This is a genomic window from Azotobacter salinestris, assembly GCF_009363155.1.
GTDB classification, from domain to species: Bacteria; Pseudomonadota; Gammaproteobacteria; order Pseudomonadales; family Pseudomonadaceae; genus Azotobacter; species Azotobacter salinestris.
Genome location: NZ_CP045302.1, coordinates 4,576,497 through 4,597,074, shown reverse-complemented (window position 1 = coordinate 4,597,074; position 20,578 = coordinate 4,576,497). Strand labels below are relative to the sequence as shown.

Genomic DNA, 20,578 nt, shown 5'->3' with positions numbered 1-20,578 from the left:
CTATCCTTCCACCTTCCGCACAGCCCACTTCTTTGCCAGGACTCGCACTTGGTCCACGCCAAGGATGCCGACGAACCCCGCAGTGAAAAGCGTCCAGGCCTCGCTCAACCCGGCCTCCTTCACGGCAAGGCCGACGATCATCACCAGCAGCGCGCCGACAGCAGCCTCAAGGACTGAGCGCACGATGCTCGGCTGATCTCCGTACAGACGAATGCGCAGGTAGGACAGGATGAAGGTCAGCGTCATGGCCAGACCTTGCTCACGAAGGGCTAACACGACGCCGACCCAGAACTCTGGGGACTTCTCGGGCATCTTGGGCATCTCGGCAGCCCTCGCGGGCGGATGGGCGCTGCCCTCTCCGGCCGGGAGGGTGACCGGATCGGGCAGCACAAAAGATTAAGCATAAGTATTTACTTTAATCACTTATGCTATACAATAGAGCCATCAACAGAACAGAGGAGAGTTGATGAAATACAACGAGTTCCGGCGATGGCTGGAGGCCCAGGGGGTTGAGTTCACGAAGTCACGCGGCGGCAGCAGCCACTTCAAGATCAAAGCCCCGAACGGCAAACAGACGATCTTCCCGAATCATGGAGCCAAGGAAATCGGCGAAGGACTCAGGAAGGACATCATCAAGCAACTGGGCCTCAACGACTGAGGCCCAGTCACCCGGAACAGGCATCAGCTCTCAAATCAAGACGAGGTGACCATGTACGACTATCCGATCACTGCGCACGACGAGGCCGGCCATTTCTGGTCTTCTTGTCCAGACATCCCGGAAGCTCACAGCGCGGGCGATACCATCGAGGAGCTGCTGGCCAATGCAGTCGATGGCATCTGCCTAGCGCTGACCATCTATGTCGATCAGGTGCGCAGCATTCCACCTGCCTCTCCTGCAGGGGAAGGCCAGCACGTTGTGCACCTTCCCGCCCAGGCCGTCGCCAAGATTGCGCTATGGAACACCATGCGCGAACAAGGGCTGCGAGTAGCCGATCTTGCCCGACTGCTCGAGGTCTCACACCCTGTAGCCAGCCGCTTGGTCGACTTCGATCACACCTCGAAGATGGAGCAGATCGAGCGGGCCTTGGCAGCTCTCGGCAAGCGCCTGGCGGTTTCCGTCGAGGCGGCCTGACTGGAAACGAAAAACCCCGGCCAGATTGCTCTGAGCCGGGGCTTTGAATTTGGATGCGAGGGACGGACTCGAACCGCCGACCTTCGGGTTATGAGCCCGACGAGCTACCACTGCTCCACCACGCAACATCTAAGCGGTAAAACCGCAACGTAGACGCATATTGCCATTTCGCTGTCGACACGTCAATCACTACGACATGTCATCAAAGATTACGCAGCCTCGGCATAGCTACTCAGCATCGCGTCGATCCAGGCAATTCCTGCCCTATGGCAGACCTCGGCTTTCGTGTGATGCACGTCCATTGCCCTTCCTAGCTGCCTATAGCTGGTCATGCTGTGGCGATACCAGAGGAACAGCGAGTAGGCCGCCTCCTCGTAGCGCAGGGCCATACGGCATACCAACCGATCAATGAGCATGGCTGTCTCGTCTTGGATCTGCGGAGTCTCTCCGCCGTGGATGCCCAGCTTGTCGCGCATCAAAGCATAGGAAGGAGACACGTAACGCGGCACGCCAGTCTGGCAACGCAGCCAGACGCCCCACTCCTGCAGCAGATACTCGGTGCCAAGGTCTTTCATCCCTCTTCCCCCTCTTCGAACTTTGAAATGCGAACCCGTACAACCCCGCCGGTCGCCGTCTCTTGACTGACCCGCAGCTGTGTCACGAATCGGCTGTCATCAATGCCCAGCGCCTCGGCCAGGCCATCCCTGCCTGCCTTGAAGCTGGCCAGCATGTTGTCGTCGTCGCGCCGGCGCCGGTCTGGAGGGACGAACTCCAGCATCAGCAGGGCCCTTCCTGCTGGAGCCAGCAAACCGGCCTTCTTGGCCAGCAGATGGCAGGCTGCCCGGTACGCCTTGGCCACCTTGCCGCGCTTCGCCCAGTGCACCCGAGCGTTAGGGCTCAGCTCCTTGGGCGGCCACGGCAGCTCAAGTTCGATCACTGCCCGCCCCCTTCATCAGCCTGTTGAGCTTCGCCCTGGCCTCCCTCTCGAGCTCCGGCCTGGCCGCCAGCTCCCGCTCGGCCCACATCCGCCACCCCTTCCCCTTGTCCCTGCGCTGGGAGTAGATCGAGCTGGCGAGCTCCTGCGCGGCCTTCCAGCGCTCCAGGCAGGCTGCCTTGTGCGCCTCGATCTGCTGGCGGCTCTCCGCAGTCGATAAGGCCAAATTCCATGAGCCAGCGCTCGCCGAAGGGCCGGCCCGATTCGTGCTGTCCGTCATCGCCGTTGAGTGCCTGTACGTCTATGGGGGAGATTTTCATGCTCAGAACCCCAGCAGCAGCTGAGCCCGGCGGGTAGCCGTCTCGACCGCCTTGATGTGCTGCTTGCGGGACTTCTTCCAGCGAGCCAGAGCCATGCCGCACCTCGAGGCAATGGCCTTGTCGGCTTCCATAGCCGCGATGGCTTCGTCCAAGGCCTGCATGGCGCTCTTAGTAGGGGTCTGCGTGCCGTGCAGCAGGTCGTCGATGTGCAGGTCACACCAGACGGCGAAGTCCTGCGACAGCCAGCGAGCGAAGGCGACAGCCAGCTTCGGGTGGAGCCAGGTGCCGCCACCTGTCTCCGGCGCGCCGGCCTTCGTCTTGACCAGCCCAGTTGCCTTTGAAAGGCGAAGGAGTTTTGCCTGGGTCGAGGCCTTAGAGCTATCTAAGTCATTGATTTTACTTAATTCCTCCAGAATGGAGGATTTGATTTCGACGCCCAGGGCTCGCGCAAGAGCCGCCAGATACCCAACAGTGTCAGGCTGGCGAAGCCACATTGAGGGCTCGCGACCAAACCGCGCCGCGATCTCTGTCGCATGGAGCCACCCCTCGGCGTTGAACCGCACTGGCTGTCCCTGATAGTCGAATCGGATAATGCTTGCGCTCATGCCTTCACCTCGATCAGCCCGCGGCGGGCCAGCAGTGCAATAGTGTCCAGCACCGCCTTGCGCAGGATTTCCCGACGCTCCTCGCGGCTCAGCTTGTTGCCGTTGTCCAGCTCGTGATGACAGGCTGGGCACAGGGCCGCGGTCAAAGCGTCATCGGTCTTCATCCCCATCCCCTTTCCTTCGTTCAGGTGCGCGGCCTGCACGCCATAGGCGCCGCAGAGCACGCAGTTTTCGATCTTGCGAACCGCGGCCAGCCACTTGCTGGAGCGGTAGATGGGTTGGCGTTGGCGGAGCATCAGTACCGCCCTCCCCATACGTCCTTCTGCGTCCAGCGCACTTGGTGCTCTGCGCCGAATGCCTGCACCCACTCGATCAGCGAGGCGCACTTCTTCACGCCAAGCTTCGAGGTCTTCTCGTAGATGACGTCGAAGCCGTTGCCATCGAGGGCCGGGATCATCTGGGCGCTCTCGCCGATCTCGCGCAGCCACGCCGCGGTGCAGAGGCGCTTCCAGATCAGGACGTTCCACTTCTTGCCGACGTGCTCCACCTGGCGGGAGATATCCGTCAGCATCGCGTGCAGCTTGGCGTTCTGCTCGGCGGTGCGGTCTTCGTCGGTGATGGCCAGCTTGCGGGGCTGCTCAAGGTCCAGTGCGGCGATGAAGCTGATAGCCCGCTGCCGGTCCATCTCGGTGCGGAGCGGGAAGGTTGGGCTAGCCATCTGCGCGCCCTCCCTCGCACTGCGGGCAGACATGCAGCTTGGCGAGCATGCGGGCCTTGGCCAGATCTTCTCTGGCCTCGATGATCTCGGGGATATACCGCTTCTGTGCGCGGAGATACCCGACTGAGTAGCCGACCCAGGCCCAAGCAAGGGCGGAGGCGATGATCTCAATCATCGGCCTTCCCTCCCTTTTCGGCGCCACCCTCCGCGCCGTCTATCTCGCGGGTTTCAACTGTTTCGAGGGCGTTTTCCGCGCCACCAGAATTTCCGCCATGCCCACCACCATCAAGCCCAGCACTGGCGCGGGTTTCGGCTGTTTTTGTGCCGCTTTGACCACCACCCTTGCCCAGGGCGGCGTCGATGTGACTGACCAAGGCTGAAAGTTTTTCGATGGCTCGATCAACCGCTTCAGGATTTTCGACCTGCTCTCGAATGGAGGGCAGCTCGGTGAGCCTGGAGGCCAGAAAAGGCCGCGCCATTACGAGCAATGCCAATCCTTCGGCTTTCACCCGCTCCAGCTCGGCCTGCAGCTCCTGCACCACCTGCACTTTTTCGTTGCACCTGCAGTTTTCTGCTGCGTCTGCATCACCTGCAGATTTTTGCTGCTCCTGCAGCCGCTCGTTCTCAGCCTGGAGCTGCATGCATGTTAATTTTTCGCGCCTACATTGCTGGTTGAAAAAATTAACATCCGCCCTCGCCCGCTCCAGCTCGGCCTTGAGCCGGTCGGCCTGCTCCTGAAGCCCCTTGATGGTCTCGTCCCGGCAGGCGATGCCGTCATAGGGGTGGCGGTCGTCGACTTCCAGGCGGGCCTTCAACGCCTCGTTCTCGGCGATCAACTCCAGGATGGCGGCGGGGTTGGCGGCAGCGATGAAGTCAGCATTGGCATCCGGGTCGCCCCAAACGTCCACGCACACATCCGCAACGATTGATCCCTCGCCGACGCCATGGATACCGATGTCTCTTTCGTCTCGGTTTGCATCCCCGACAGACCAAGGCCCGGGCGTAGCTGCCTCGGCCAGCCGCTTCAGGTTCTCGATATCAGCCACGCTCAGCCCTCCGCAGTTCTTCGATGTCCACGCCTTTCTTGAGGCTCTGCATCAGCACCTTGAAGCTCATGTCGGAGAGCTTCGGCATCTGCACGCGGGAAACCTCCACGGGCTCGTCGGCGACGATGTGGGCGCGCCACCAGGCGCTGAGGTGCTTACGCATGGCGGGGCTCCTTGGCAGCCTTAGCCAGTCCGTACAGCAGGCAGCCGATGAACACAGGCCACAAAAGGCCAAGCGCAAAGGCTGCGAGGATGATCGACATAGCGCTTGACTCCTCTTCGCTCCCGGCCGAAAAGCCAAGCGACCAAGCGGAAATCACAGCGGTCATGAACAGGTAGAAACTCATGCCCTGGCCTCCTTCTTCATCAGCGCCTTGATATTGGTGATTCCGAACTCGGCGCGGATGGCCTCGAACTTCTCGATCTGGGCTCGGAGTTTCGCGGCGCGCTGCCGGCGCGATTCAGCCTGGTGGCTCAGCGGGAGACAGCGGGGTATGTCAGCCATGGGCGGACTCCTTCTTCAGTGCGTTACGCAGGCCAGCCAGGGCGCTGCGGCCCACTTCCGGCGTGCAGATGGATACCCGCTCTGGCAGGGCCTTCGGAATCTCTCGCAGCGGCTCTCCGGCCAGGACCATGCGGACGGTGGCCGCGTAGTTGCGCTCGAACAGCTTGCGGCTGCGCTCCTCGGGCAGGCTGGCCAGCTCGTAGAAGCCGGTTTCACAGGCAGCGTGGTGCACGGCCGGGTGGCTCCAGTCGCGACTGGCGGCTGGGTGGGCGTTCGCGCAGGCCTCGCGGTAGGCCCGGTCAGCGTTCGGCAGGCCGAGCATTTCAGGGGTCGGCTGGCACCAGGCGATGAACTTGCCCACGCTCGGGGCGAAGTCGCTGCCAGAGCGGCGGCACTGCTCGATGCCGAACCGGATTTGCTCCAGGGTGTTGATGCCCGCCGCCATGAAGCCCTTGATCCAAGTCTTCTTGGCGGACTCCAGCGCCTTGTCGTCGGGCCAAGCCTGACGCCAGGCCGGGAAAACGGATTGCAGCTCGCAGAACAGCGCGTTCACGACGGAGGCGGTTCCCCGATCGATCTGGCGCGGCGCGGTCTTCGGGCTGAACTGGACCTGCTGCGGAGTAACCCGCTTGGCAATTTCGACGACCTGTTTCATCACAGGTCCCCCAGGTCATCGGCCCAAGAGGTGTCTCCGCTGTGGAAGTCAGGGCCTGAGGTTCGGGGTCGCCAAGCATCTCGGCTTGGCGCTCGGGCGGAGCGCTGGCGGTCACGGTTGACCCAGGACACCAGCGCGGCTTCCCACTGGCTTTGGGTCTTCGCCAGGCCGCCTGCTTCGTGATGGACGGCGAACAGGCCGATGGCTTCGCCGGTGAACAGGTCCATCGGCACGCCGGCCTTCACTGCCCTGGCCTTCAGCCGGATCATGTCCGGCTGCCAGTCCAGCGTGACGGTTACCAGATCGCTGCTGGCCGGGATGGGTTGATCAGGGGGGGTGGTATCTTCCGCCTCGGCGCTTTCGCCCTCGCCCTCTGCGCTCGCTTGCTCGTCCGCGCCCTGAGAGAGAGTTTCTTTGCCGTAGTCTTTGGTAGTCTCTGTAATATCGCCGGGGTTTTCCGGGGTACGTTGCCGGGGTTTTACAGCCTTTAATTCCGGGGTTTTCCCGGAATTGATTACAGGCTTTTCCCCGGATAGAAGGCAAAGAAGCAGGTCGGTGTCGATTCGGTAATACAGCTTCGGAGGAATACCCTTGCGTTTCTCCGAAAGCAGCCCGAGAGCCTTGAGCTTGCGGCGAGCACCGTTGACCTCTTCCACGGTAAGCCCTAGCTCATCAAACCATTCCGCGTTGGTTTTATAGAACCAGCCGTCATCAGTCCGCTCTGTCCAGTAGACGCACTGAGACAGGAACTGCGCTGCCGTAGCGTTCAGGCCCAAGACCTTACGGAACGCCGGGTAAACCCCGACGACCGGCCCCGCCCTATCTTGGAGCTGCATACGCAACTGCCCTTTACTGATTGCGTGGATTGACGCCATAATTCCCTCGTTGTGCATGTCATGCTTATGTGCTGCAACGAACCCCGGGGCCTGCCAGCTGACCGGGGTTTTTTGTGCCTGCAGAAAAGTGCTCATCAGTCCCACCCCAGCGGGCCTGGACGCTTCTTCTCAGCCTTCAGGCCAAGCTCTGCCAGGGTTTCCAGAGAGCGCAGGTAATCGGCGCTCACTACGACCGCGTGCTGCGGTACGAGCTGGAGGCCAAGCAGTGAAATCACCTTGCTCCACCGCTCTATCTCGCCCTCTTTCCAGCGGCTTACCGTCGATTCGCTGACAGCGATTGCGTCAGCCACATGCTTCTGCCCGACCGACAGAAGCTGGCTCAAGATCAGCGATTCGAACTCTCGTGCCCTTGCGTCCTGCTCAGGGCTTAATTGAGTCGTGGCCATGGCTAGGCCACCGACTGAGCAGGGTCCTGCTCTTGGATTGGCTCTGGAAAGACGTCTGCAAGGCAGCAGTCAACTCCGAACGAATTCAGCGCCGCGACGATGCGACGGCATTCGCTCAGCCCAGGCTTACGCCGACCTGTCTCGTAGTGACCGATGGCGGCCTGAGTAAGCCCCACACGCTCAGCCAGTTGGGTTTGAGTTACACCCGTCTGCTTGCGGATGGTTTTCAAGGCGCTCATGGCATTTCTCCGGTTTTTTGCCTCCCATAAAAATACATTTCGTATTCATAACATGCAAGGATTAATACATGCCGTGCGTTGCGCAAATTAATACGGGCTGTAGCATTTCGCCCATGGATGAATGGATCAAAGCCGTGCGAAGCGCTATGGCGCAGCAGCGCGTAACCCAAGCCCAACTGGCCGAACGTATTGGGAAAACCCAAGGCGCAATCGCGCATTGGTTGAATGGCCGCCGTGAGCCTGGACTGGCTGACATCAACGCAATGCTCAGTGCACTCGGGATTGAGGCGCTATCGATACAGCAGCCCCCTCAGCGCCACCAGAATGTTGAGCTAGCGCTGCAGCCATCCCGCAGCCTGCGCGACTACCCGGTGATCAGTTGGGTCATCGCCGGCCAGCGCGCAGAATCGCCGGAGAACTTCAGCCGTCAGGCACCGGAAGAGTGGCTGCCGTCGACAGAAAACGCCGGGCAGGACGGCTACTGGCTGGTCGTCAAGGGCCCATCCATGACCGCGCCTGGCTCTCCCAGCTTCCCCGAAGGAACGCGGATTCTGGTGCGTCCGGAAGGATTCGACCTGGTCAGCGGCAAGTTTTACGTCGCCAAGCACCGCGACGGCGAAACGACGTTCAAGCAGTACATCTACGATGGCGGGCGCGAGTACCTGGTCCCGCTGAACAAGGAATTCAAGCAGGTCGAGATGGACGACAACTGGGACGTGATTGGTCGAGTTATCGACATGAAGGCGCCAAAAGGCGTGCTCTGAGCGCCTGCCCGCCGAGCAAGGTCAGGGGGTAGGGGGCCGCCGGGCGGGGTCCGGATGTAACCAACTCAGCACAACCATCAGCAACGCAAGGAAGCCTTATGCGATCAAAGCTGTTCGTCGCCGCCCCGCTTGCTGATGAGAAGTTGGGAGGGGCTGAGTTTCACCTGAACGAGTGCGGGAATGGCCGGCTGGATCGGAATGGGGATGGGGATGGGGATGGGGTGCCGTGTGAGAGCTTATGTAAATAAATTAAAGAGGTCACAAAAAATACACCAACCCCGAGAAAGTTACGCGCACAAAACATAAGCTTTGTTAGCTTTTAATGAAAAAAGGTCAAAATGAAGATTAGCTATTTTGGATATTACTTGCAACACAAAATCTCTAACGAGTCTCACTTAATAGACTTATCAGGATTTTTGTCTTCATTTGCAGAATTTGACAGCCCTCAATTCAAAGGCAGCTTTAGACACAACGGCGAGCACATCTACCTACAGAGGCTTCTAGGAAATGTCTGCGTGCTAATCATGACGCGTGACAGTGAGAAGTTCAAAAAAATCAATACCACAAACCTATCAATCAGCGAAATAAATAAAATACTTGGGCAAGACGAAAAAATTGGCTTTGCCTCTTACATCATACTCAAAGAATATTACTTCGGGTTTTCATCAACGTCACTCTCCCCAAAATTCGATGCATTTACAAACCTAATAAATGAACTCCTTAACTATACTGAAAATGGCAGCTGGAGCTTTTGCATTAAGCCATTGATTTACCAGGCAACCAAAGAACAAGCCGTCAAGATGGAATACATAGGAAGAACAACCATCGAGGTGACACAAAAAAACACTCTCGCCAAGCATTTTCTCAATGTATTTACTGGCGAAGCTGACACAGAAGAGCTGGAATCCATAGAGATTATTTTGAAGCCAAGAAGAATGCGCAGCATTAAGCCATTAATTGAAAAGGTTGTTGAGGCCACATCAAGCGATGGCCTTGAAAAGTTTATGATCAAAGCAAAAAATGATGCATCTTCTGCTATGCTAGATATTTACGTAGCAGGGAAAGGAGTGATTTCTGATGACCTTGGATCTCGTGACGAAAAAGATATACCCGGAATAATCGAGGAAAAAATTAGAGAAAACAACCAACTACAGGAACAGCTAAAGGCCTTCACAGAAAATGGACAAACTAACAAAGTGGACTTTAGCCGTATTCTTCGTTTTTCTGATGTCCATACCTGGGCCAATCTTGCTGCTGATTTACAAAATCGTTATAAGCTCAGCCCCTGAGAACTCAGTCAGCCTATTCGCACAAAGGCCAAATGTTGCCGTAATACTCGCAACCTACGCATTCACAATGCTTGGGTTCTTGGCTGCAGTAATCGCTATCCTTTTGAACTTTTCACAATCAACGACATTCAAAAAATACAAAAATAACAAATACCTAGATATTTTCTTCATTATTTACTTTTACTGCATAATTACATTGGCGCTAACATTTGGAGCCTCGCTACTTACTCTAGCATCAGCTTCCGCAGAGATATTTATGCGGTCCGCACTCTCGCTTGCAACAAACAGCGTAATTCAGGTTGCGACCATAAGCACCATAATAATCAATATTTGCAGGAAATCACTTTGATGCTAAGCAATCCAATCCCCGCGCGGGGCTTTTCGTTTCAGTCCCCCACGTACCCCTTAATCCGCGCCCGTACCCAAGCCATCTCCTGCTCCTCGGCGATCTGATCGCGCACACGCCGCCGGTATACCGCCAGGCGCCTCCTCCGCTCCCTGGGGGTGAGATCGCCTAAGCCATCAAGCAGCTCATCATCGTCTAAAGCATCCAGATCTTGGCCATGCGAACTCATGGCGGCCAGACAGCCACCAGTAGTCAGCAGGCCACCTGCGAGCAGAAGAGAAAGGATTGAGTTGATCATCGTCGTCACCCTCCTTGGCAGAATCGATTAACCAAAGGTAGCAGCTGCCTTTAGCCGCGCCATAGCGACGCGCTCAAAGCTCTACCTGGTTCACGCCCTTCGGCCGTCCGCAGCTACTCCACCTCTCCCCCTGGCACCCCTTATACTGTATACAAATACAGCAATGAGTAAGCTGCATGGCCAAGCCAGCCAAGAAAACCGCCGTCCGCCAGCCGTCCAGCTATGAGCTGATGGGCGCCCGCATCCAGAAGATCATCAACTCGCCAAAGGCGCAGCAGGCCAGGGACGTGACAGTCCACCGCCTGCCAGATGAGCCAGCGGCTGATTGGGCGCGCTTCCTCGAAGAGGTTGCGGAAGCCGAGAACGTCAAGGTCCAGCACGTCGGCGGAGATGGCGTCCGGCTTACCTGGACCGTTCCGGCCGAGTAGCACCGCCCCCTCCCCTCAAGCCTGCCCAGCGCGGGGCTTTCGTCTCTCCCGCCCTCAGAACCTGCTCGAAAAGTTTACATACCATCAAATCGCCATAGCTTTTCTCCTTGATCCAGCGCTTCGTTATTACTACTGTATGGATATACAGCGAAGCAGTAAGGAGACGACTGTATGGCACGTAAAGCACTACCCCGCACACCAACCCCCTATGAACTCCTCGCCCTGCGAATCAAGAAGCAGATTCTCAGTCCTAGGGCTCAGGCCAGCCGATGTGTCCTGGTCAGCCGGCTGCCAGAGGAACCCCTGGACGCCTGGGAACAGCTACTTGAGGATCTCGCCGACGAGGAATCAGTAACGATGGCCAAGCGCGAGGACGGCGCCGTACATCTGACCTGGACAGCCCCTACCTCTGACTGATCCGCCCCTATCCAACGAAGCCCGCCGAGTGCGGGCTTTTTAATACGCCACGGAAAAATAAAATACGTTTCGTATTGACCTTTAGAAATACGTTTTGTATTTTTTACCCATCGAAGCGCACCAAGCGCCTCGCCAGGCAGCGATGCCTCCGGTTCGCCGGGAACGCTCTTTAACAACCGAATGCTTGAAAGCTGATGGCCAAGCCGGCCTTAACGCATCTGGAGTGGGTGACTCCCACCTGGTTGTGCCGTATGGCCGGAACCCATCAGCCGAAACCAGAAAACGTATGGAAAGAAATCACCGCCCAGCCGGAGGTGGCGAGTAACGCCGGCCAGAAAGACCAGAAGTTTCACTGCTGCGCCTTCTCCCGAGGGCGCACCGGGAAACCACCAGCAGAAGGAGCAAGGGATGAAGACCAAAGTAGCTTTGCACCGCGCCCAAGACCTAGGCAAAGCCTGCGACGCTCTTCGCGCAAAAGAAGCCATTCGGATTGATGTCGGCACCTACCTGGAATGGCGCGATTTGCAGAACAACGCAATCGATGACGACGAGCCAGAACTTGCAGGCTCCATTGGCCGGAGCATGAAGGCGCTACGCCTTCAGCACGATACTCGTGCGTGGGAGCGCGAAATGGCTGCACAAGGGGCATGAGCGATTTCCTCGATGCCATTGGCGACAGTGGCATCCGGGAAAACCAACCGAAGAAGGAAACCCCCCATGCCCTCTATCACAATCACCAACAGCCATCGCCCCACCGACCCGGAAACCCTGGACTTCGAGCGCGAGATGCGCGCCCTGGGCTACCGCACCTTTCGCAAGGAGAACGGCCAGTACTGCCTGCAGATCCTGAACGAGATGAAGAAGGCCTACCAGGCCGGATTGCGGAATGGATGCGAGGCAGCTTGAACACGACCGCGCCCTGGCAACGGGGCGCCCACAGGAGAGAGACATGGAACAAGACAAGGTACGGGCGGAGTTCGAGGCGTGGTGGATCGACAGCAAACACGACGGCGAGCCGGACTTCATCAAGCGTGCCATGTGGGCCGGCTGGCAAGCCTCCCGCGCCGCGATGGTGGTGGAGCTGCCACCATGCCCTCAGCCCGAGCTTGAAGGCGCCGAAGAGGAAGACATGGAGGCCTTCTATGCGCTGAGCGGCCTGCACCATGCCTTCCGCGCCGCCATCGAGGCCGCCGGCATCCGCACCAAGTAGCGACAGGGCGGCATCAGGGGAGTGGTCTGAATGCGCAGGCTGATGCGCTCCTGCGTGGCCAGATATTTGTGACGTATCCGCGAGCGGCATTGCTAAGACTCGCAACCAGGATAGCCAGCCAAAGAGTCTGCCCTTGAAAGAAGCCGGAGATCAGCGCCGGCCAGACCACTCCACCGATGCCGCTCGCATCTGACAGCCGGAAAGACGGCCGTAGTCGACCGCGTTAGGCGATGACCCCGGAAAGACGGGCCGATCCATCCAGCGGGTGGCATCGGAGAGTGACCTGACATGCGAGATAGCTACGCATGAGACGCTCGCCTCCGGCGAGAGTGTCGAGTTACCCAGGTTGGCGTTAGGTCCAGCGCAGGTCACTCCCCGATGCTTCCCCAGCATCCCCCTCTGATCTGCCCTGAGGGCAACTGACTCCAGCAGTCAGCGTTTAACCCGCGCCGGGCGGGTGCCAAGCACCGGGCACGAATCTCCGGTTGCCTGTTGCCGGTCGACCGTAGCCGGTCACACAGCAGGCCGGTTGCGCTGACTGAGACCGAAACATCAGCAGCAGTCAGCGATTGCTAGCGCCCTCATTGCTTCGCGGCGATGCGCTGACGGACAGGCCGGAAAGACGGCCATTTCTCAACCCTACTCTTATGGGAAAGACCTTCCCGCCGCAGGGTATAGCGAGGCCCTATCCAAGGGCTTAGCTTACTGAGCACTCCCCAGCTAATCCGGGGGAGAAGTTGCAAGAGATGCTCATGTCAGTCTAAGCCGTCGGCAGATCGGTATGTCGTCCGCGTCAGCCGGCCACCTCCGAAGTGGCCACGCCGGTATCTCGTTCCCGGAAAGGCGCGCAGCCGGTTTGAGTAATCTGCAAGACACGGAAGTCAAACCACCGGAATCAGTCTGTAGTCACGCAGGCGTCGACAGAGTGACCGCCTGGCCGGCGTAACCGGCCGCCCCTTCTCTCTCTTCCGTACTCATAAGAAAGCCACCTCGCCCGAGGCGGCTTCCTCATGCGCGCGCGACCCACCCCAGCAACCACGAGACCCCCAATGAAACTGATCGACATGCTGCAATCGGCAGGCGTCGCCGCGACCGCGACCCTGCTTATCCTGGCCGCCGGCGCCCTGGCCACCCACGAGGCCCAAAGCGCCGAGCTGCCGGCGCCGGACGTAACCCTGCGGAACGTGCAGATCATGGACACCGCCCACGATTCTTGGGCGGTGGCGACCGCCGTCAACACCAGCGACCAGACGCTGGCAGGGCCCGTAATCATCCTGGAACTGCCCGACGGCACCAAGCTGCGCCACGTCGGGCCATCCCGCGTCGACCCTGGCGAGGCCTGGAAGATCGTTGAACGCATCCCCGGATCCGCTGGGCTCGAACTTGGAGGAAGGCAATGAGCAGCATCGTTGAAACACCTGCAACCATGAACAGTACCGAGCTACTGGAGATCGTCAACGAAGCCCGCAAAGAGTTCGGGGAATCTGAGCTGCGGAACAACGTGTTCGTCGACCGCATCAAGGACGAGTTGGAAGGCGAAGCTTACAAAATTTTTGTAAGCCTGAAGTTCGGGAAAGAGTCGGAGACCATCGAGCTTACCCAGGACCAGTGCATGCTGGTTGCGATGCGCGAATCGAAGGGAGTTCGCCGAAAAGTCCTGGCGAAGCTGAAGAAGGCGGAACCAGCTCAACTGAAACCCCCGGTTTCACCGCCCGCCCTGGCCGATCTGTCCGCAGCTCTGGAAGTCGCCGCCAGAATGCTCAACGTCTGCGAGTCTTCCAAGCTCCAGATGCTCGGCGCCGCATTCAGCCGCCACGGAGTCGACCCGGTGGGCCTGCTGCCCTCCTACGCCGTCGACGCTCCCGCAGGCCACGTCACCGCCAGCTCATCGCTGCCGGCATTCAGCCTGACGCACCTGCTCAAGGAGCACGGCATCCCGATGTCGGCTATCAAGGCCAACAAGGAGCTGGCCAAGGCCGGCATTCTGGAGATACAGCAGCGGCCGTCCACCAAGTCGCCTGACAGGGCCAAGAACTTTTGGGCGCTCACCGAGCACGGTCTTCAATACGGGAAGAACGTCACCAGCCCGAACAACCCACGCGAGACACAGCCGCTGTTCTTCGCCGAGCGGTTCCCGCAGTTGCTGGACCTGATCGAGGCCAGCGAAACACGCCACTGAAGGAGGCCGCCATGGAATGCAACTGCGGCGGCCTGATGAAGTCTGGGCGGGCCGAGCGATCGAAACATGCCGCGCTCCTCGAGTACCAGGAGTGCCGATCCTGCGGCCGCTGCAACTTCGACGCGCTGCTTATCGGCGGCAAGCTGGTAGCAACCGGGGAGACGGCACGCCGGCAGTTCGAGGCGTTTGACGCACCGCCACCTGCCGACCCGCAACCTGCCCGAAAGACTGAACTCGACTGGCGGCCGACATCCGAACAGCCGCCCCGCGACCAGCTAATCCGCGTCGACTACCTGACCGGAGGCTACTACGTCGGGCATGGCTGGTTCTTCACCGATGTGTGGGACCTGATAGCCCGCTGGGCCCCGTGCAGGAGCGACGAGGGCCTGGTCCCTTGGCCATCGACAACGCCGCTGGTGGGCGTCCCCTTCGACGTGGGCATCGACCAGTCCCCAATGCCTGAAATAGCACTTCCCAAGGTCCCAGACCTGCCCCCGGTCGGGGCCAATTTCTGCCTCCCCTTCTGATCCCCGCCTGCCGGCCACCCCGGCGGTACGGGCACCCGCACGCCTGAAAACGGAGAAAACCAGAATGGCATCACTCGCACTGCACAACCAGCGCACCTTCCAAGCCGCTCAGCACGCCTGGGACAACATGGAGCCGCCGGCCGAGCAAGACCGCTGGATCGACAGCCAGCAGGGCAAGGACTGGCTCAATGAGAGCGCCGACGCACTGCTTGAAAGCCGTGACGTCGTGATCAGTTTCAGCCAGAAGCTGGTCGTCACCGCGGCAGAGTTCATCGCCGGCTTCGGCGAGGCCGCCGCAGACATCTACGCCTACGACCCCAAGAACCGCCTCGAATGGGCGCTGGCCCGCGGCGGGATGTTCAGCGGCGGCGAGCAGTATCAGCAGTTGGCCCGCAAGGTCGCCGAGGAAATGCTGCTCAAGCACCAGGACGCGGCCGAGAAGGCCCACGCATGGATAGGAGACATCTGATGGAAGGCAAATTCGACAAGTACGCAGCCGGCAGCCTGCTCGGGGCCAAGTCGCTCGCTCGCAATGAGGGCCACACGGAAGCCCCGGTGTACGAATACTGCGTCGGCGGTGAGTGGACCGTGTTCTACCCGGCAACCAACCCCGTCGCCACGCTGGCCCGCCTGCGCACCGCCCGCCTCCGCCGCTGGCTGGCCGGCATCGGCCGCCGCTTCGCCATCGGCACCCAGCACCGGATCCTGAAGGAGCTGAAGCAGGCATGACCCGCTACCGCCGCGCCAAGCTCTGGCGCACCGCCAACATCATCGCAATCGAGTCCGGCATCGTCCTCATCATCGTCCTGATGATTGAGCAGACTCGCCCGATCTGCTGACCCCTTCAAACCTAACCAGATGCGCACGCCGTAGGGATAAGCGTGCGCCGGAGATAAGCATGGCTGAAACCAAGACCCACTATCGCAAAGCATTCGACTCGCCGTACCTGAGCAGCGCTGACCTTGTAGAGCCGACCGTGCTGACCATCAAACGCGTCGGGCTGGAGCCTGACCGCACGAAGAAAACCAAGGACATGTTCAACACCGCTCACTTCGTCGAACGTGAGATTCGCCCTGGCGAGCCGCTGAAGCCGATGATCCTCAACGCCACGAACAGCAAGACGCTCCGGTCGCTGACAGGCTCGGCTTTCCTTGAGGACTGGCAGAACGTCAGGGTGACGATCTACGTCGACCAGAACGTGCGATTCGGCAAGGAAGTGACAGAAGGGCTGCGCATCAGCCCTCACGCGCCGGTTGGTCGCCGGATTGAGCCGGGCACCAAGGCATGGGAAAACGCCAAGCTGGCCTATCGGCGCGACGGAAACCTCGATGCCGTGCTGGCCAGGGCGGAAATGAGCGAAGAGAACCAGGCCCTGCTGATAGAGGAATGCCAGCGTGAAGTGGCATGACGTGCCCCAGAACAGCGAAGTCTGGGAGGCGCTGCGGGTAGGAAAAGCCACAGCGTCTAACTTCGGGACCATCATGGCAAACGATGGAAACGCTTTCGGAGACCCGGCGAAGAGGTATGCGCTGCAGATCGCTCTGGAGATAGCGACCGGAAGGAAGGCGGAGTTCAGTTTCAAGAATGACCACACCGACCGCGGCCACGAGCAGGAACCTGTTGCCCGAATGCTGTACGAGGAAGAGCACTTCGTCGACGTGACGAACGGCGGCTTCTTCGACCACGGCACATACGGAGACTCACCTGACGGCCTGATCGGCGAAGACGGGGTGATAGAGATCAAGTCCGTCACTGCCGCAGTCCACTTCGCCACCCTCAAGCGCGGCTCGTTCGATCCTGCCTACCGCTGGCAGTTGATTGGGCACCTAGACTGTACTAGCCGCCAATGGGTCGACTTTGTCAGCTACTGCTCAGAGTTCCCCGAGGCGGGCCAGTTGATCGTTCACCGCCTGCATCGGAGTGACTTCGCCGAAGAGATCGAACGGCTCAGGGCGCGGCGAGATAAGTTCCTTGCCCTGGTAAACGAAACGCTGGACAGCATTCCGAGGTAGATATGGCACGCGGGCTCAACAAAGTCATGCTGATCGGCAACGTAGGCGGCGACCCCGAGGTTCGCTACAGCCAGAACGGTACCGCCTTTGCCAGCATCACCCTGGCCACATCCGAAAGCTGGAAGGACAAACAGACCGGGCAGCAGCAGGAGCGCACCGAATGGCACCGCGTAGTTTTCAGCGGAAAGCTGGCCGAGATCGTTGGGCAGTACGTCACCAAGGGGCAGCAGCTTTACATCGAGGGCAAGCTGCGCACCCGGGAGTGGGAGAAGGATGGCATCAAGCGCTATACCACTGAGATTCTGGTGGGCGTCGAAGGCTCTATGCAGATGCTCGGCGGCAAGCAAGAGGGCGGTTTGCCACCACAACAGCAGCAGCCTCGCAAGCCGAGCGATGAGCAGCAGGGCCAGCAAAGCCAGCAGGCTTCGACGCCTGACCCTTTCGACGATGACATCCCCTTCTAGGTCAGACCACTACTGACCAGCCACAAGGGCGCCGCCGAGCGCCCCTCTCGCCTCAACCGCCGGCGCTGACCGGCCTCGGATATCCCATGTACGACGCAATCAACACTCTGCCCAGCAAAGAGGCGGACAGGCAGCGGCTTGCCCGTCTCATGGACCAACATGCCAAGGCCGGAGGCCCAGTGATCGAACTGCCCGGCTACGAGCAAAAGCCCATGCCACCGCGCCGCCGTAAGATCGATCCGGAGACGGTGCTGAAGCGCAGGCCGGCACAACGAGCAGCCGCAAGCAGCGCGGAAAAACAGGAGTCCGATATCGCCCTGGCCGCACTGGCCCGCCAGCACGCCGCCCGGGGCGAAAGCCTGTACTCGGCCGCCACCCTGATGAAGTGCGGACGGATGAGGCTGACACGCATCGCCGAGGAGCACGGAATCCAGTTCGCAGGCGTGGGCAGCCGGCCTGGGCGGGCGGAGACAGTGACATGAGCACCCTGGCCTGGACCGACGAGCGCATCGCCTACGCCATGGAGCTCTACTACGGCGAGGGCCTGAAATGGGTCTGTGTCGCCAGGCTCATGGATACCCACCCTGAGACGGTTCGCCACGTAGTGCGCGACGCCGAGCAGCGCGGCATGCGGCAGAGCAATCGGAGGGCAGCATGACCGCCCAGCCCGACTCCCCCAACTGGCACTGGCAGCAGCTCGGCTACACGGTCGAGCGCGGTCAGCGCCGGGCCAGGACGATCCGTCGGCAGGATGGCTAATCGTGAGACTTTTGGGCAGGCGGCGTAAGCCTTCCGGTCCATCCTTGCCCGATTGAGGGTATGAATTGAATCTATCCGGATAATCAGCTCTGCAACTTAAAACCTTGGTAAATCTCGAATCTTTCTCTCCGGATAACCACGCTCTTCAATAACAGTTGCTCCGCCTCCTGGCAGCTCTGCTTTCAGAAGCTCACCGCCAGAGACTAGCCGCCTGTGGTCAGCCTCGAACACCATCTCGATAACATCACCACGGTCTATCGCCTTGATGACCTCCTCGACACTTACTTCGTGCAGCTCCTCGAGAAAGTTGTTCGATCCGTTAGCCAAAGCCCACATAAAGCCCTCGATTTCATCATTGTTGTTGATACGAGCCTTCGCAACGATATGGAGCGCCATGATTCCCTCCGGATGATTTCACATCGCCCATCCGACTAGATAATCAACGTAGCCCACCTATCACCGCCAAATATGCTGGCCGACATACGGCCTGCAAGGACTCCCCATGCCCACAGAAAACCAATCCCCCAAGCAGGAGGCGACATGAACGCGCCTACCTACTGCCGCAGCCGAAGTGACGGACGCCTGCACCGCTACGGCGAGAGGAAAGACTGTTTCCGCTGCCGGCCGGTTGCGCCGGCCAAGCCGGTGAAACCCCCTGTTTCGCAGGGGAAGTGAGATGTGCCGTTGACGCCTGATGCTTCCGGGATTACCTTTGCCCTGCCGCTGCAAATTCAGCGGCCGGGACGACCAACCCGGATCAGCAAAGGCGCAACAGCGCCCACCATTCGCAGGCGCTTTTTTTGTGCCCGCGAAACGCTTTATGGCGGGCCGCGTAGGGGAGCTCTCGGGCTCGCCGGGTTCCTTTGCCCCGGTCTTGGTCGCCCTGCGCGGTTCGCCTCCAATGCCCAACGACCAATGGGTGGCGGCGAACTCCTCACCAAAGCAAAGGAGCTTCGCTATGCAAGCACTAGCCTTCCGCGACACCCAATTCGACGTCATCGACCGCAACGGCAAGCCGTGGCTGAGGGCAAACCAGATCGGTTTAGCCTTGGGATACGCAGATGCCAGCAGCATCAATCGCATCTACGCACGCAACGCCGAAGAGTTCACCGATCAGATGACAGGTTCGGTCAAGTTGACCGACCCTAACGGCGTCTTGCAGGAAACCCGAATTTTCTCCTTGCGCGGCGCTCACCTGCTGGCCATGTTCGCCCGTACCAAGATTGCCGCCGAGTTCCGTAAGTGGGTGCTCGACGTGCTGGACAAGGAAGTGGCCCAGGAGCAAGTCCGGCCAGTCCCCTCCCTGACAACCCGCCGCTGGCTTGTCTCCTTCGATCACATGGGCCGTGAGCAGATCAAGCCGATTCCAAACGACGCCTGCGTCATGACCATCCCCGAGGTCTTGAAGGCAATCACCGAGCCCGGCGAACTGCCGATCTCGACCGAAGAGCTGTTCGCATTCGTCGTCGCCGCCATGGCCAACCTCAAGGCCCGCACCGACTACCAAAGCTCGCGCATCAAGAAAGCCTGGGAAGCCGGGCTGAAAATCTGACGCACCGCTAACCCCAAACGCTTCTACCCGCCGCCGGCCATCGCCGGCGGTGCGGCCCCCTTCTGCCTGGAGGAAATGCAATGACGAGCATCACCCCGTTCCAATTCGAGCAGCATGAAGTCCGCGTCGTCGAGATCGACGGCGAACTGTGGTGGATCGCAATGGACGTAGCAGAGTCGCTCGGCTACTCCGATGCCTTCAACATGACTACCCGCCTTGATGATGACGAAAAGCAAAACCTGCGCGGAGCAGGTTTTGGAAATCGCGGGATCACGGTCATCAACGAGTCAGGCCTCTATACCGCGATCCTCGGCAGCCAGAAGCCCGAGGCAAAGCGCTTCAAGAAGTGGGTCACCGCCGAAGTCCTTCCAACGATCCGCAGGACTGGCCAGTACCAGTTGAAACCCCCTGTTTCACGCCCTGCCGATGTCGCCGAACTCCCGGTAGTCGTGGCATCCATTGAGATCGTCGCCCGATCGCTGAACGTGTGCGAGTCGAGCAAGCTGCAGATGTTCGGCGCCGCCTTCTCCCGCCACGGCGTCGACCCGGTTGGCCTGCTCCCCTCCTACGCCGTGGATGCACCGGCCGGCCACGTTACATCCGGATCATCGCTGCCAGCCTTCAGCCTGACGCACCTGCTCAAGGAGCACGGGATCGCGATGTCGGCGATCAAGGCCAACAAAGCGCTGGAACAGGCGGGCCTCCTGGAAGCCAAGCAACGGGCTTCGACCAAGGCGCCGGAAAAGGTCAAGACCTTCTGGGCGCTCACTGGGCCCGGCCTCCAGTACGGAAAGAACGCCACCAGCCCGAGCAACCCGCGCGAGACTCAGCCGCTGTTCTTCGCCGATCGGTTCCAAGAGCTTCTCGACCTCATCGAAACCCGCCACTGATTTCCCG

General features: G+C 59.8%; 40 protein-coding genes and 1 tRNA gene. 22 read left to right on the top strand and 19 right to left on the bottom strand.

Annotated features, from left to right (window positions below; all coding sequences use genetic code 11):
- On the bottom strand, window positions 1–312 hold the full coding sequence (locus tag GCU53_RS21765; protein WP_244306907.1) for a phage holin, lambda family: 312 nt from the start codon (window positions 310–312) through the stop codon (window positions 1–3).
- A 154-nt stretch (window positions 313–466) separates the two neighbouring features.
- On the opposite strand from GCU53_RS21765, the gene GCU53_RS21760 reads away from it, so the two are divergent.
- Complete coding sequence (locus GCU53_RS21760; RefSeq protein WP_152389436.1) at window positions 467–658, top strand: type II toxin-antitoxin system HicA family toxin; 192 nt, start codon at window positions 467–469, stop codon at window positions 656–658.
- Window positions 659–709: 51 nt separating this feature from the next.
- A complete protein-coding gene (locus GCU53_RS21755) occupies window positions 710–1,132 on the top strand; it encodes a type II toxin-antitoxin system HicB family antitoxin (RefSeq protein WP_152389435.1) in 423 nt (140 codons plus the stop codon).
- A gap of 50 nt (window positions 1,133–1,182) precedes the next feature.
- Here GCU53_RS21755 and GCU53_RS21750 read toward each other — a convergent pair.
- The 16 genes from GCU53_RS21750 to GCU53_RS21685 form a co-directional block, all read right to left on the bottom strand.
- Window positions 1,183–1,257: transfer RNA gene (locus GCU53_RS21750), tRNA-Met, on the bottom strand.
- 84 nt (window positions 1,258–1,341) lie between these two features.
- Complete coding sequence (locus GCU53_RS21745) at window positions 1,342–1,707, bottom strand: antiterminator Q family protein (protein WP_152389434.1); 366 nt, start codon at window positions 1,705–1,707, stop codon at window positions 1,342–1,344.
- Window positions 1,704–2,069, bottom strand: a complete 366-nt coding sequence (locus tag GCU53_RS21740; protein WP_152389433.1) for a RusA family crossover junction endodeoxyribonuclease — start codon at window positions 2,067–2,069, stop codon at window positions 1,704–1,706. The genes GCU53_RS21745 and GCU53_RS21740 overlap by 4 nt, the downstream gene beginning before the upstream one ends.
- Window positions 2,056–2,292 carry a hypothetical protein gene (locus tag GCU53_RS21735; protein ID WP_152389432.1) on the bottom strand — a complete coding sequence of 79 codons (237 nt, stop codon included), beginning with the start codon at window positions 2,290–2,292 and terminating at the stop codon, window positions 2,056–2,058. The genes GCU53_RS21740 and GCU53_RS21735 overlap by 14 nt, the downstream gene beginning before the upstream one ends.
- Window positions 2,293–2,388: 96 nt before the next feature.
- The gene (locus GCU53_RS21730) at window positions 2,389–2,991 is read right to left on the bottom strand and encodes a KilA-N domain-containing protein (protein WP_152389431.1); all 603 of its coding nucleotides are present in this window, start codon (window positions 2,989–2,991) and stop codon (window positions 2,389–2,391) included.
- A complete protein-coding gene (locus tag GCU53_RS21725) occupies window positions 2,988–3,287 on the bottom strand; it encodes a DUF1364 family protein (protein ID WP_152389430.1) in 300 nt (99 codons plus the stop codon). The genes GCU53_RS21730 and GCU53_RS21725 overlap by 4 nt, the downstream gene beginning before the upstream one ends.
- A complete protein-coding gene (locus GCU53_RS21720; protein ID WP_152389429.1) occupies window positions 3,287–3,709 on the bottom strand; it encodes a recombination protein NinB in 423 nt (140 codons plus the stop codon). The genes GCU53_RS21725 and GCU53_RS21720 overlap by 1 nt, the downstream gene beginning before the upstream one ends.
- Window positions 3,702–3,884 (bottom strand): hypothetical protein, encoded by a 183-nt coding sequence (locus tag GCU53_RS21715; protein ID WP_152389428.1) that lies wholly within the window; start codon window positions 3,882–3,884, stop codon window positions 3,702–3,704. The genes GCU53_RS21720 and GCU53_RS21715 overlap by 8 nt, the downstream gene beginning before the upstream one ends.
- A complete protein-coding gene (locus GCU53_RS21710) occupies window positions 3,877–4,755 on the bottom strand; it encodes an ead/Ea22-like family protein (RefSeq protein WP_167520098.1) in 879 nt (292 codons plus the stop codon). The genes GCU53_RS21715 and GCU53_RS21710 overlap by 8 nt, the downstream gene beginning before the upstream one ends.
- On the bottom strand, window positions 4,748–4,918 hold the full coding sequence (locus GCU53_RS25585) for a hypothetical protein (RefSeq protein ID WP_167520097.1): 171 nt from the start codon (window positions 4,916–4,918) through the stop codon (window positions 4,748–4,750). Before GCU53_RS25585 ends, GCU53_RS21710 begins: the two co-directional genes overlap by 8 nt.
- Window positions 4,911–5,102, bottom strand: a complete 192-nt coding sequence (locus GCU53_RS21705; protein WP_152389426.1) for a hypothetical protein — start codon at window positions 5,100–5,102, stop codon at window positions 4,911–4,913. The genes GCU53_RS25585 and GCU53_RS21705 overlap by 8 nt, the downstream gene beginning before the upstream one ends.
- Window positions 5,099–5,260 carry a hypothetical protein gene (locus GCU53_RS25580; RefSeq protein WP_167520096.1) on the bottom strand — a complete coding sequence of 54 codons (162 nt, stop codon included), beginning with the start codon at window positions 5,258–5,260 and terminating at the stop codon, window positions 5,099–5,101. The genes GCU53_RS21705 and GCU53_RS25580 overlap by 4 nt, the downstream gene beginning before the upstream one ends.
- The gene (locus GCU53_RS21700; protein ID WP_152389425.1) at window positions 5,253–5,915 is read right to left on the bottom strand and encodes a replication protein P; all 663 of its coding nucleotides are present in this window, start codon (window positions 5,913–5,915) and stop codon (window positions 5,253–5,255) included. The genes GCU53_RS25580 and GCU53_RS21700 overlap by 8 nt, the downstream gene beginning before the upstream one ends.
- Window positions 5,915–6,886, bottom strand: a complete 972-nt coding sequence (locus GCU53_RS21695) for a DnaT-like ssDNA-binding domain-containing protein (protein WP_152389424.1) — start codon at window positions 6,884–6,886, stop codon at window positions 5,915–5,917. Before GCU53_RS21695 ends, GCU53_RS21700 begins: the two co-directional genes overlap by 1 nt.
- Window positions 6,886–7,197 carry a CII family transcriptional regulator gene (locus tag GCU53_RS21690; protein ID WP_152389423.1) on the bottom strand — a complete coding sequence of 104 codons (312 nt, stop codon included), beginning with the start codon at window positions 7,195–7,197 and terminating at the stop codon, window positions 6,886–6,888. Before GCU53_RS21690 ends, GCU53_RS21695 begins: the two co-directional genes overlap by 1 nt.
- A gap of 2 nt (window positions 7,198–7,199) precedes the next feature.
- Window positions 7,200–7,436: a helix-turn-helix domain-containing protein gene (locus GCU53_RS21685; protein ID WP_152389422.1), complete on the bottom strand. Its 237-nt coding sequence runs from the start codon at window positions 7,434–7,436 to the stop codon at window positions 7,200–7,202.
- 113 nt (window positions 7,437–7,549) lie between these two features.
- On the opposite strand from GCU53_RS21685, the gene GCU53_RS21680 reads away from it, so the two are divergent.
- The 3 genes from GCU53_RS21680 to GCU53_RS26810 all read left to right on the top strand — a co-directional run bounded on the left by GCU53_RS21680 (window position 7,550) and on the right by GCU53_RS26810 (window position 9,838).
- The gene (locus GCU53_RS21680; protein ID WP_152389421.1) at window positions 7,550–8,200 is read left to right on the top strand and encodes a LexA family protein; all 651 of its coding nucleotides are present in this window, start codon (window positions 7,550–7,552) and stop codon (window positions 8,198–8,200) included.
- 338 nt (window positions 8,201–8,538) lie between these two features.
- Window positions 8,539–9,489, top strand: a complete 951-nt coding sequence (locus GCU53_RS21675; RefSeq protein WP_152389420.1) for a hypothetical protein — start codon at window positions 8,539–8,541, stop codon at window positions 9,487–9,489.
- Window positions 9,380–9,838, top strand: coding sequence for a hypothetical protein (locus GCU53_RS26810; RefSeq protein WP_152389419.1), 459 nt, complete (start codon window positions 9,380–9,382; stop codon window positions 9,836–9,838). Before GCU53_RS21675 ends, GCU53_RS26810 begins: the two co-directional genes overlap by 110 nt.
- Window positions 9,839–9,875: 37 nt before the next feature.
- Here the strand turns inward: GCU53_RS26810 and GCU53_RS21665 are convergent, their stop codons facing one another.
- On the bottom strand, window positions 9,876–10,133 hold the full coding sequence (locus tag GCU53_RS21665) for a hypothetical protein (RefSeq protein WP_152389418.1): 258 nt from the start codon (window positions 10,131–10,133) through the stop codon (window positions 9,876–9,878).
- A gap of 176 nt (window positions 10,134–10,309) precedes the next feature.
- Here GCU53_RS21665 and GCU53_RS21660 point away from each other — a divergent pair, with 176 nt between their 5' ends.
- The 15 genes from GCU53_RS21660 to GCU53_RS21590 all read left to right on the top strand — a co-directional run bounded on the left by GCU53_RS21660 (window position 10,310) and on the right by GCU53_RS21590 (window position 18,028).
- Complete coding sequence (locus tag GCU53_RS21660; RefSeq protein ID WP_152389417.1) at window positions 10,310–10,561, top strand: DUF1654 domain-containing protein; 252 nt, start codon at window positions 10,310–10,312, stop codon at window positions 10,559–10,561.
- Between the two features lie 171 nt (window positions 10,562–10,732).
- Complete coding sequence (locus GCU53_RS21655) at window positions 10,733–10,978, top strand: DUF1654 domain-containing protein (RefSeq protein ID WP_152389416.1); 246 nt, start codon at window positions 10,733–10,735, stop codon at window positions 10,976–10,978.
- 408 nt (window positions 10,979–11,386) lie between these two features.
- The gene (locus GCU53_RS21650; RefSeq protein ID WP_152389415.1) at window positions 11,387–11,629 is read left to right on the top strand and encodes a hypothetical protein; all 243 of its coding nucleotides are present in this window, start codon (window positions 11,387–11,389) and stop codon (window positions 11,627–11,629) included.
- A gap of 66 nt (window positions 11,630–11,695) precedes the next feature.
- Complete coding sequence (locus GCU53_RS21645) at window positions 11,696–11,884, top strand: hypothetical protein (protein WP_152389414.1); 189 nt, start codon at window positions 11,696–11,698, stop codon at window positions 11,882–11,884.
- Window positions 11,885–11,927: 43 nt separating this feature from the next.
- Window positions 11,928–12,188 carry a phiTE_015 family protein gene (locus GCU53_RS21640; protein WP_152389413.1) on the top strand — a complete coding sequence of 87 codons (261 nt, stop codon included), beginning with the start codon at window positions 11,928–11,930 and terminating at the stop codon, window positions 12,186–12,188.
- A gap of 1,049 nt (window positions 12,189–13,237) precedes the next feature.
- Complete coding sequence (locus GCU53_RS21635; protein WP_152389412.1) at window positions 13,238–13,588, top strand: hypothetical protein; 351 nt, start codon at window positions 13,238–13,240, stop codon at window positions 13,586–13,588.
- Window positions 13,585–14,367 carry a hypothetical protein gene (locus tag GCU53_RS21630; protein ID WP_152389411.1) on the top strand — a complete coding sequence of 261 codons (783 nt, stop codon included), beginning with the start codon at window positions 13,585–13,587 and terminating at the stop codon, window positions 14,365–14,367. The genes GCU53_RS21635 and GCU53_RS21630 overlap by 4 nt, the downstream gene beginning before the upstream one ends.
- Before the next feature lie 11 nt (window positions 14,368–14,378).
- Complete coding sequence (locus tag GCU53_RS21625; RefSeq protein WP_152389410.1) at window positions 14,379–14,894, top strand: hypothetical protein; 516 nt, start codon at window positions 14,379–14,381, stop codon at window positions 14,892–14,894.
- Window positions 14,895–14,958: 64 nt separating this feature from the next.
- The gene (locus GCU53_RS21620; RefSeq protein ID WP_152389409.1) at window positions 14,959–15,363 is read left to right on the top strand and encodes a hypothetical protein; all 405 of its coding nucleotides are present in this window, start codon (window positions 14,959–14,961) and stop codon (window positions 15,361–15,363) included.
- Window positions 15,363–15,623 (top strand): hypothetical protein, encoded by a 261-nt coding sequence (locus tag GCU53_RS21615; protein ID WP_152389408.1) that lies wholly within the window; start codon window positions 15,363–15,365, stop codon window positions 15,621–15,623. The genes GCU53_RS21620 and GCU53_RS21615 overlap by 1 nt, the downstream gene beginning before the upstream one ends.
- A gap of 169 nt (window positions 15,624–15,792) precedes the next feature.
- Window positions 15,793–16,302 carry a hypothetical protein gene (locus tag GCU53_RS21610; protein WP_152389407.1) on the top strand — a complete coding sequence of 170 codons (510 nt, stop codon included), beginning with the start codon at window positions 15,793–15,795 and terminating at the stop codon, window positions 16,300–16,302.
- Entirely contained in the window at window positions 16,289–16,906 is a 618-nt protein-coding gene (locus GCU53_RS21605; protein WP_152389406.1) for a lambda exonuclease family protein, read from the top strand. The genes GCU53_RS21610 and GCU53_RS21605 overlap by 14 nt, the downstream gene beginning before the upstream one ends.
- A gap of 2 nt (window positions 16,907–16,908) precedes the next feature.
- Complete coding sequence (ssb, locus tag GCU53_RS21600; protein WP_152389405.1) at window positions 16,909–17,370, top strand: single-stranded DNA-binding protein; 462 nt, start codon at window positions 16,909–16,911, stop codon at window positions 17,368–17,370.
- A gap of 86 nt (window positions 17,371–17,456) precedes the next feature.
- Window positions 17,457–17,852 (top strand): hypothetical protein, encoded by a 396-nt coding sequence (locus GCU53_RS21595; RefSeq protein WP_152389404.1) that lies wholly within the window; start codon window positions 17,457–17,459, stop codon window positions 17,850–17,852.
- On the top strand, window positions 17,849–18,028 hold the full coding sequence (locus GCU53_RS21590) for a hypothetical protein (RefSeq protein ID WP_152389403.1): 180 nt from the start codon (window positions 17,849–17,851) through the stop codon (window positions 18,026–18,028). The genes GCU53_RS21595 and GCU53_RS21590 overlap by 4 nt, the downstream gene beginning before the upstream one ends.
- A gap of 197 nt (window positions 18,029–18,225) precedes the next feature.
- On the opposite strand, the gene GCU53_RS21585 is transcribed toward GCU53_RS21590, so the two are convergent.
- Window positions 18,226–18,525: a hypothetical protein gene (locus tag GCU53_RS21585; RefSeq protein WP_152389402.1), complete on the bottom strand. Its 300-nt coding sequence runs from the start codon at window positions 18,523–18,525 to the stop codon at window positions 18,226–18,228.
- A gap of 562 nt (window positions 18,526–19,087) precedes the next feature.
- Here GCU53_RS21585 and GCU53_RS21580 point away from each other — a divergent pair.
- Both GCU53_RS21580 and GCU53_RS21575 read left to right on the top strand, forming a co-directional pair.
- Entirely contained in the window at window positions 19,088–19,681 is a 594-nt protein-coding gene (locus GCU53_RS21580; protein ID WP_152389401.1) for a BRO-N domain-containing protein, read from the top strand.
- A gap of 80 nt (window positions 19,682–19,761) precedes the next feature.
- On the top strand, window positions 19,762–20,571 hold the full coding sequence (locus tag GCU53_RS21575) for a BRO-N domain-containing protein (RefSeq protein ID WP_152389400.1): 810 nt from the start codon (window positions 19,762–19,764) through the stop codon (window positions 20,569–20,571).
- The last annotated feature ends 7 nt before the right edge of the window (window positions 20,572–20,578 follow it).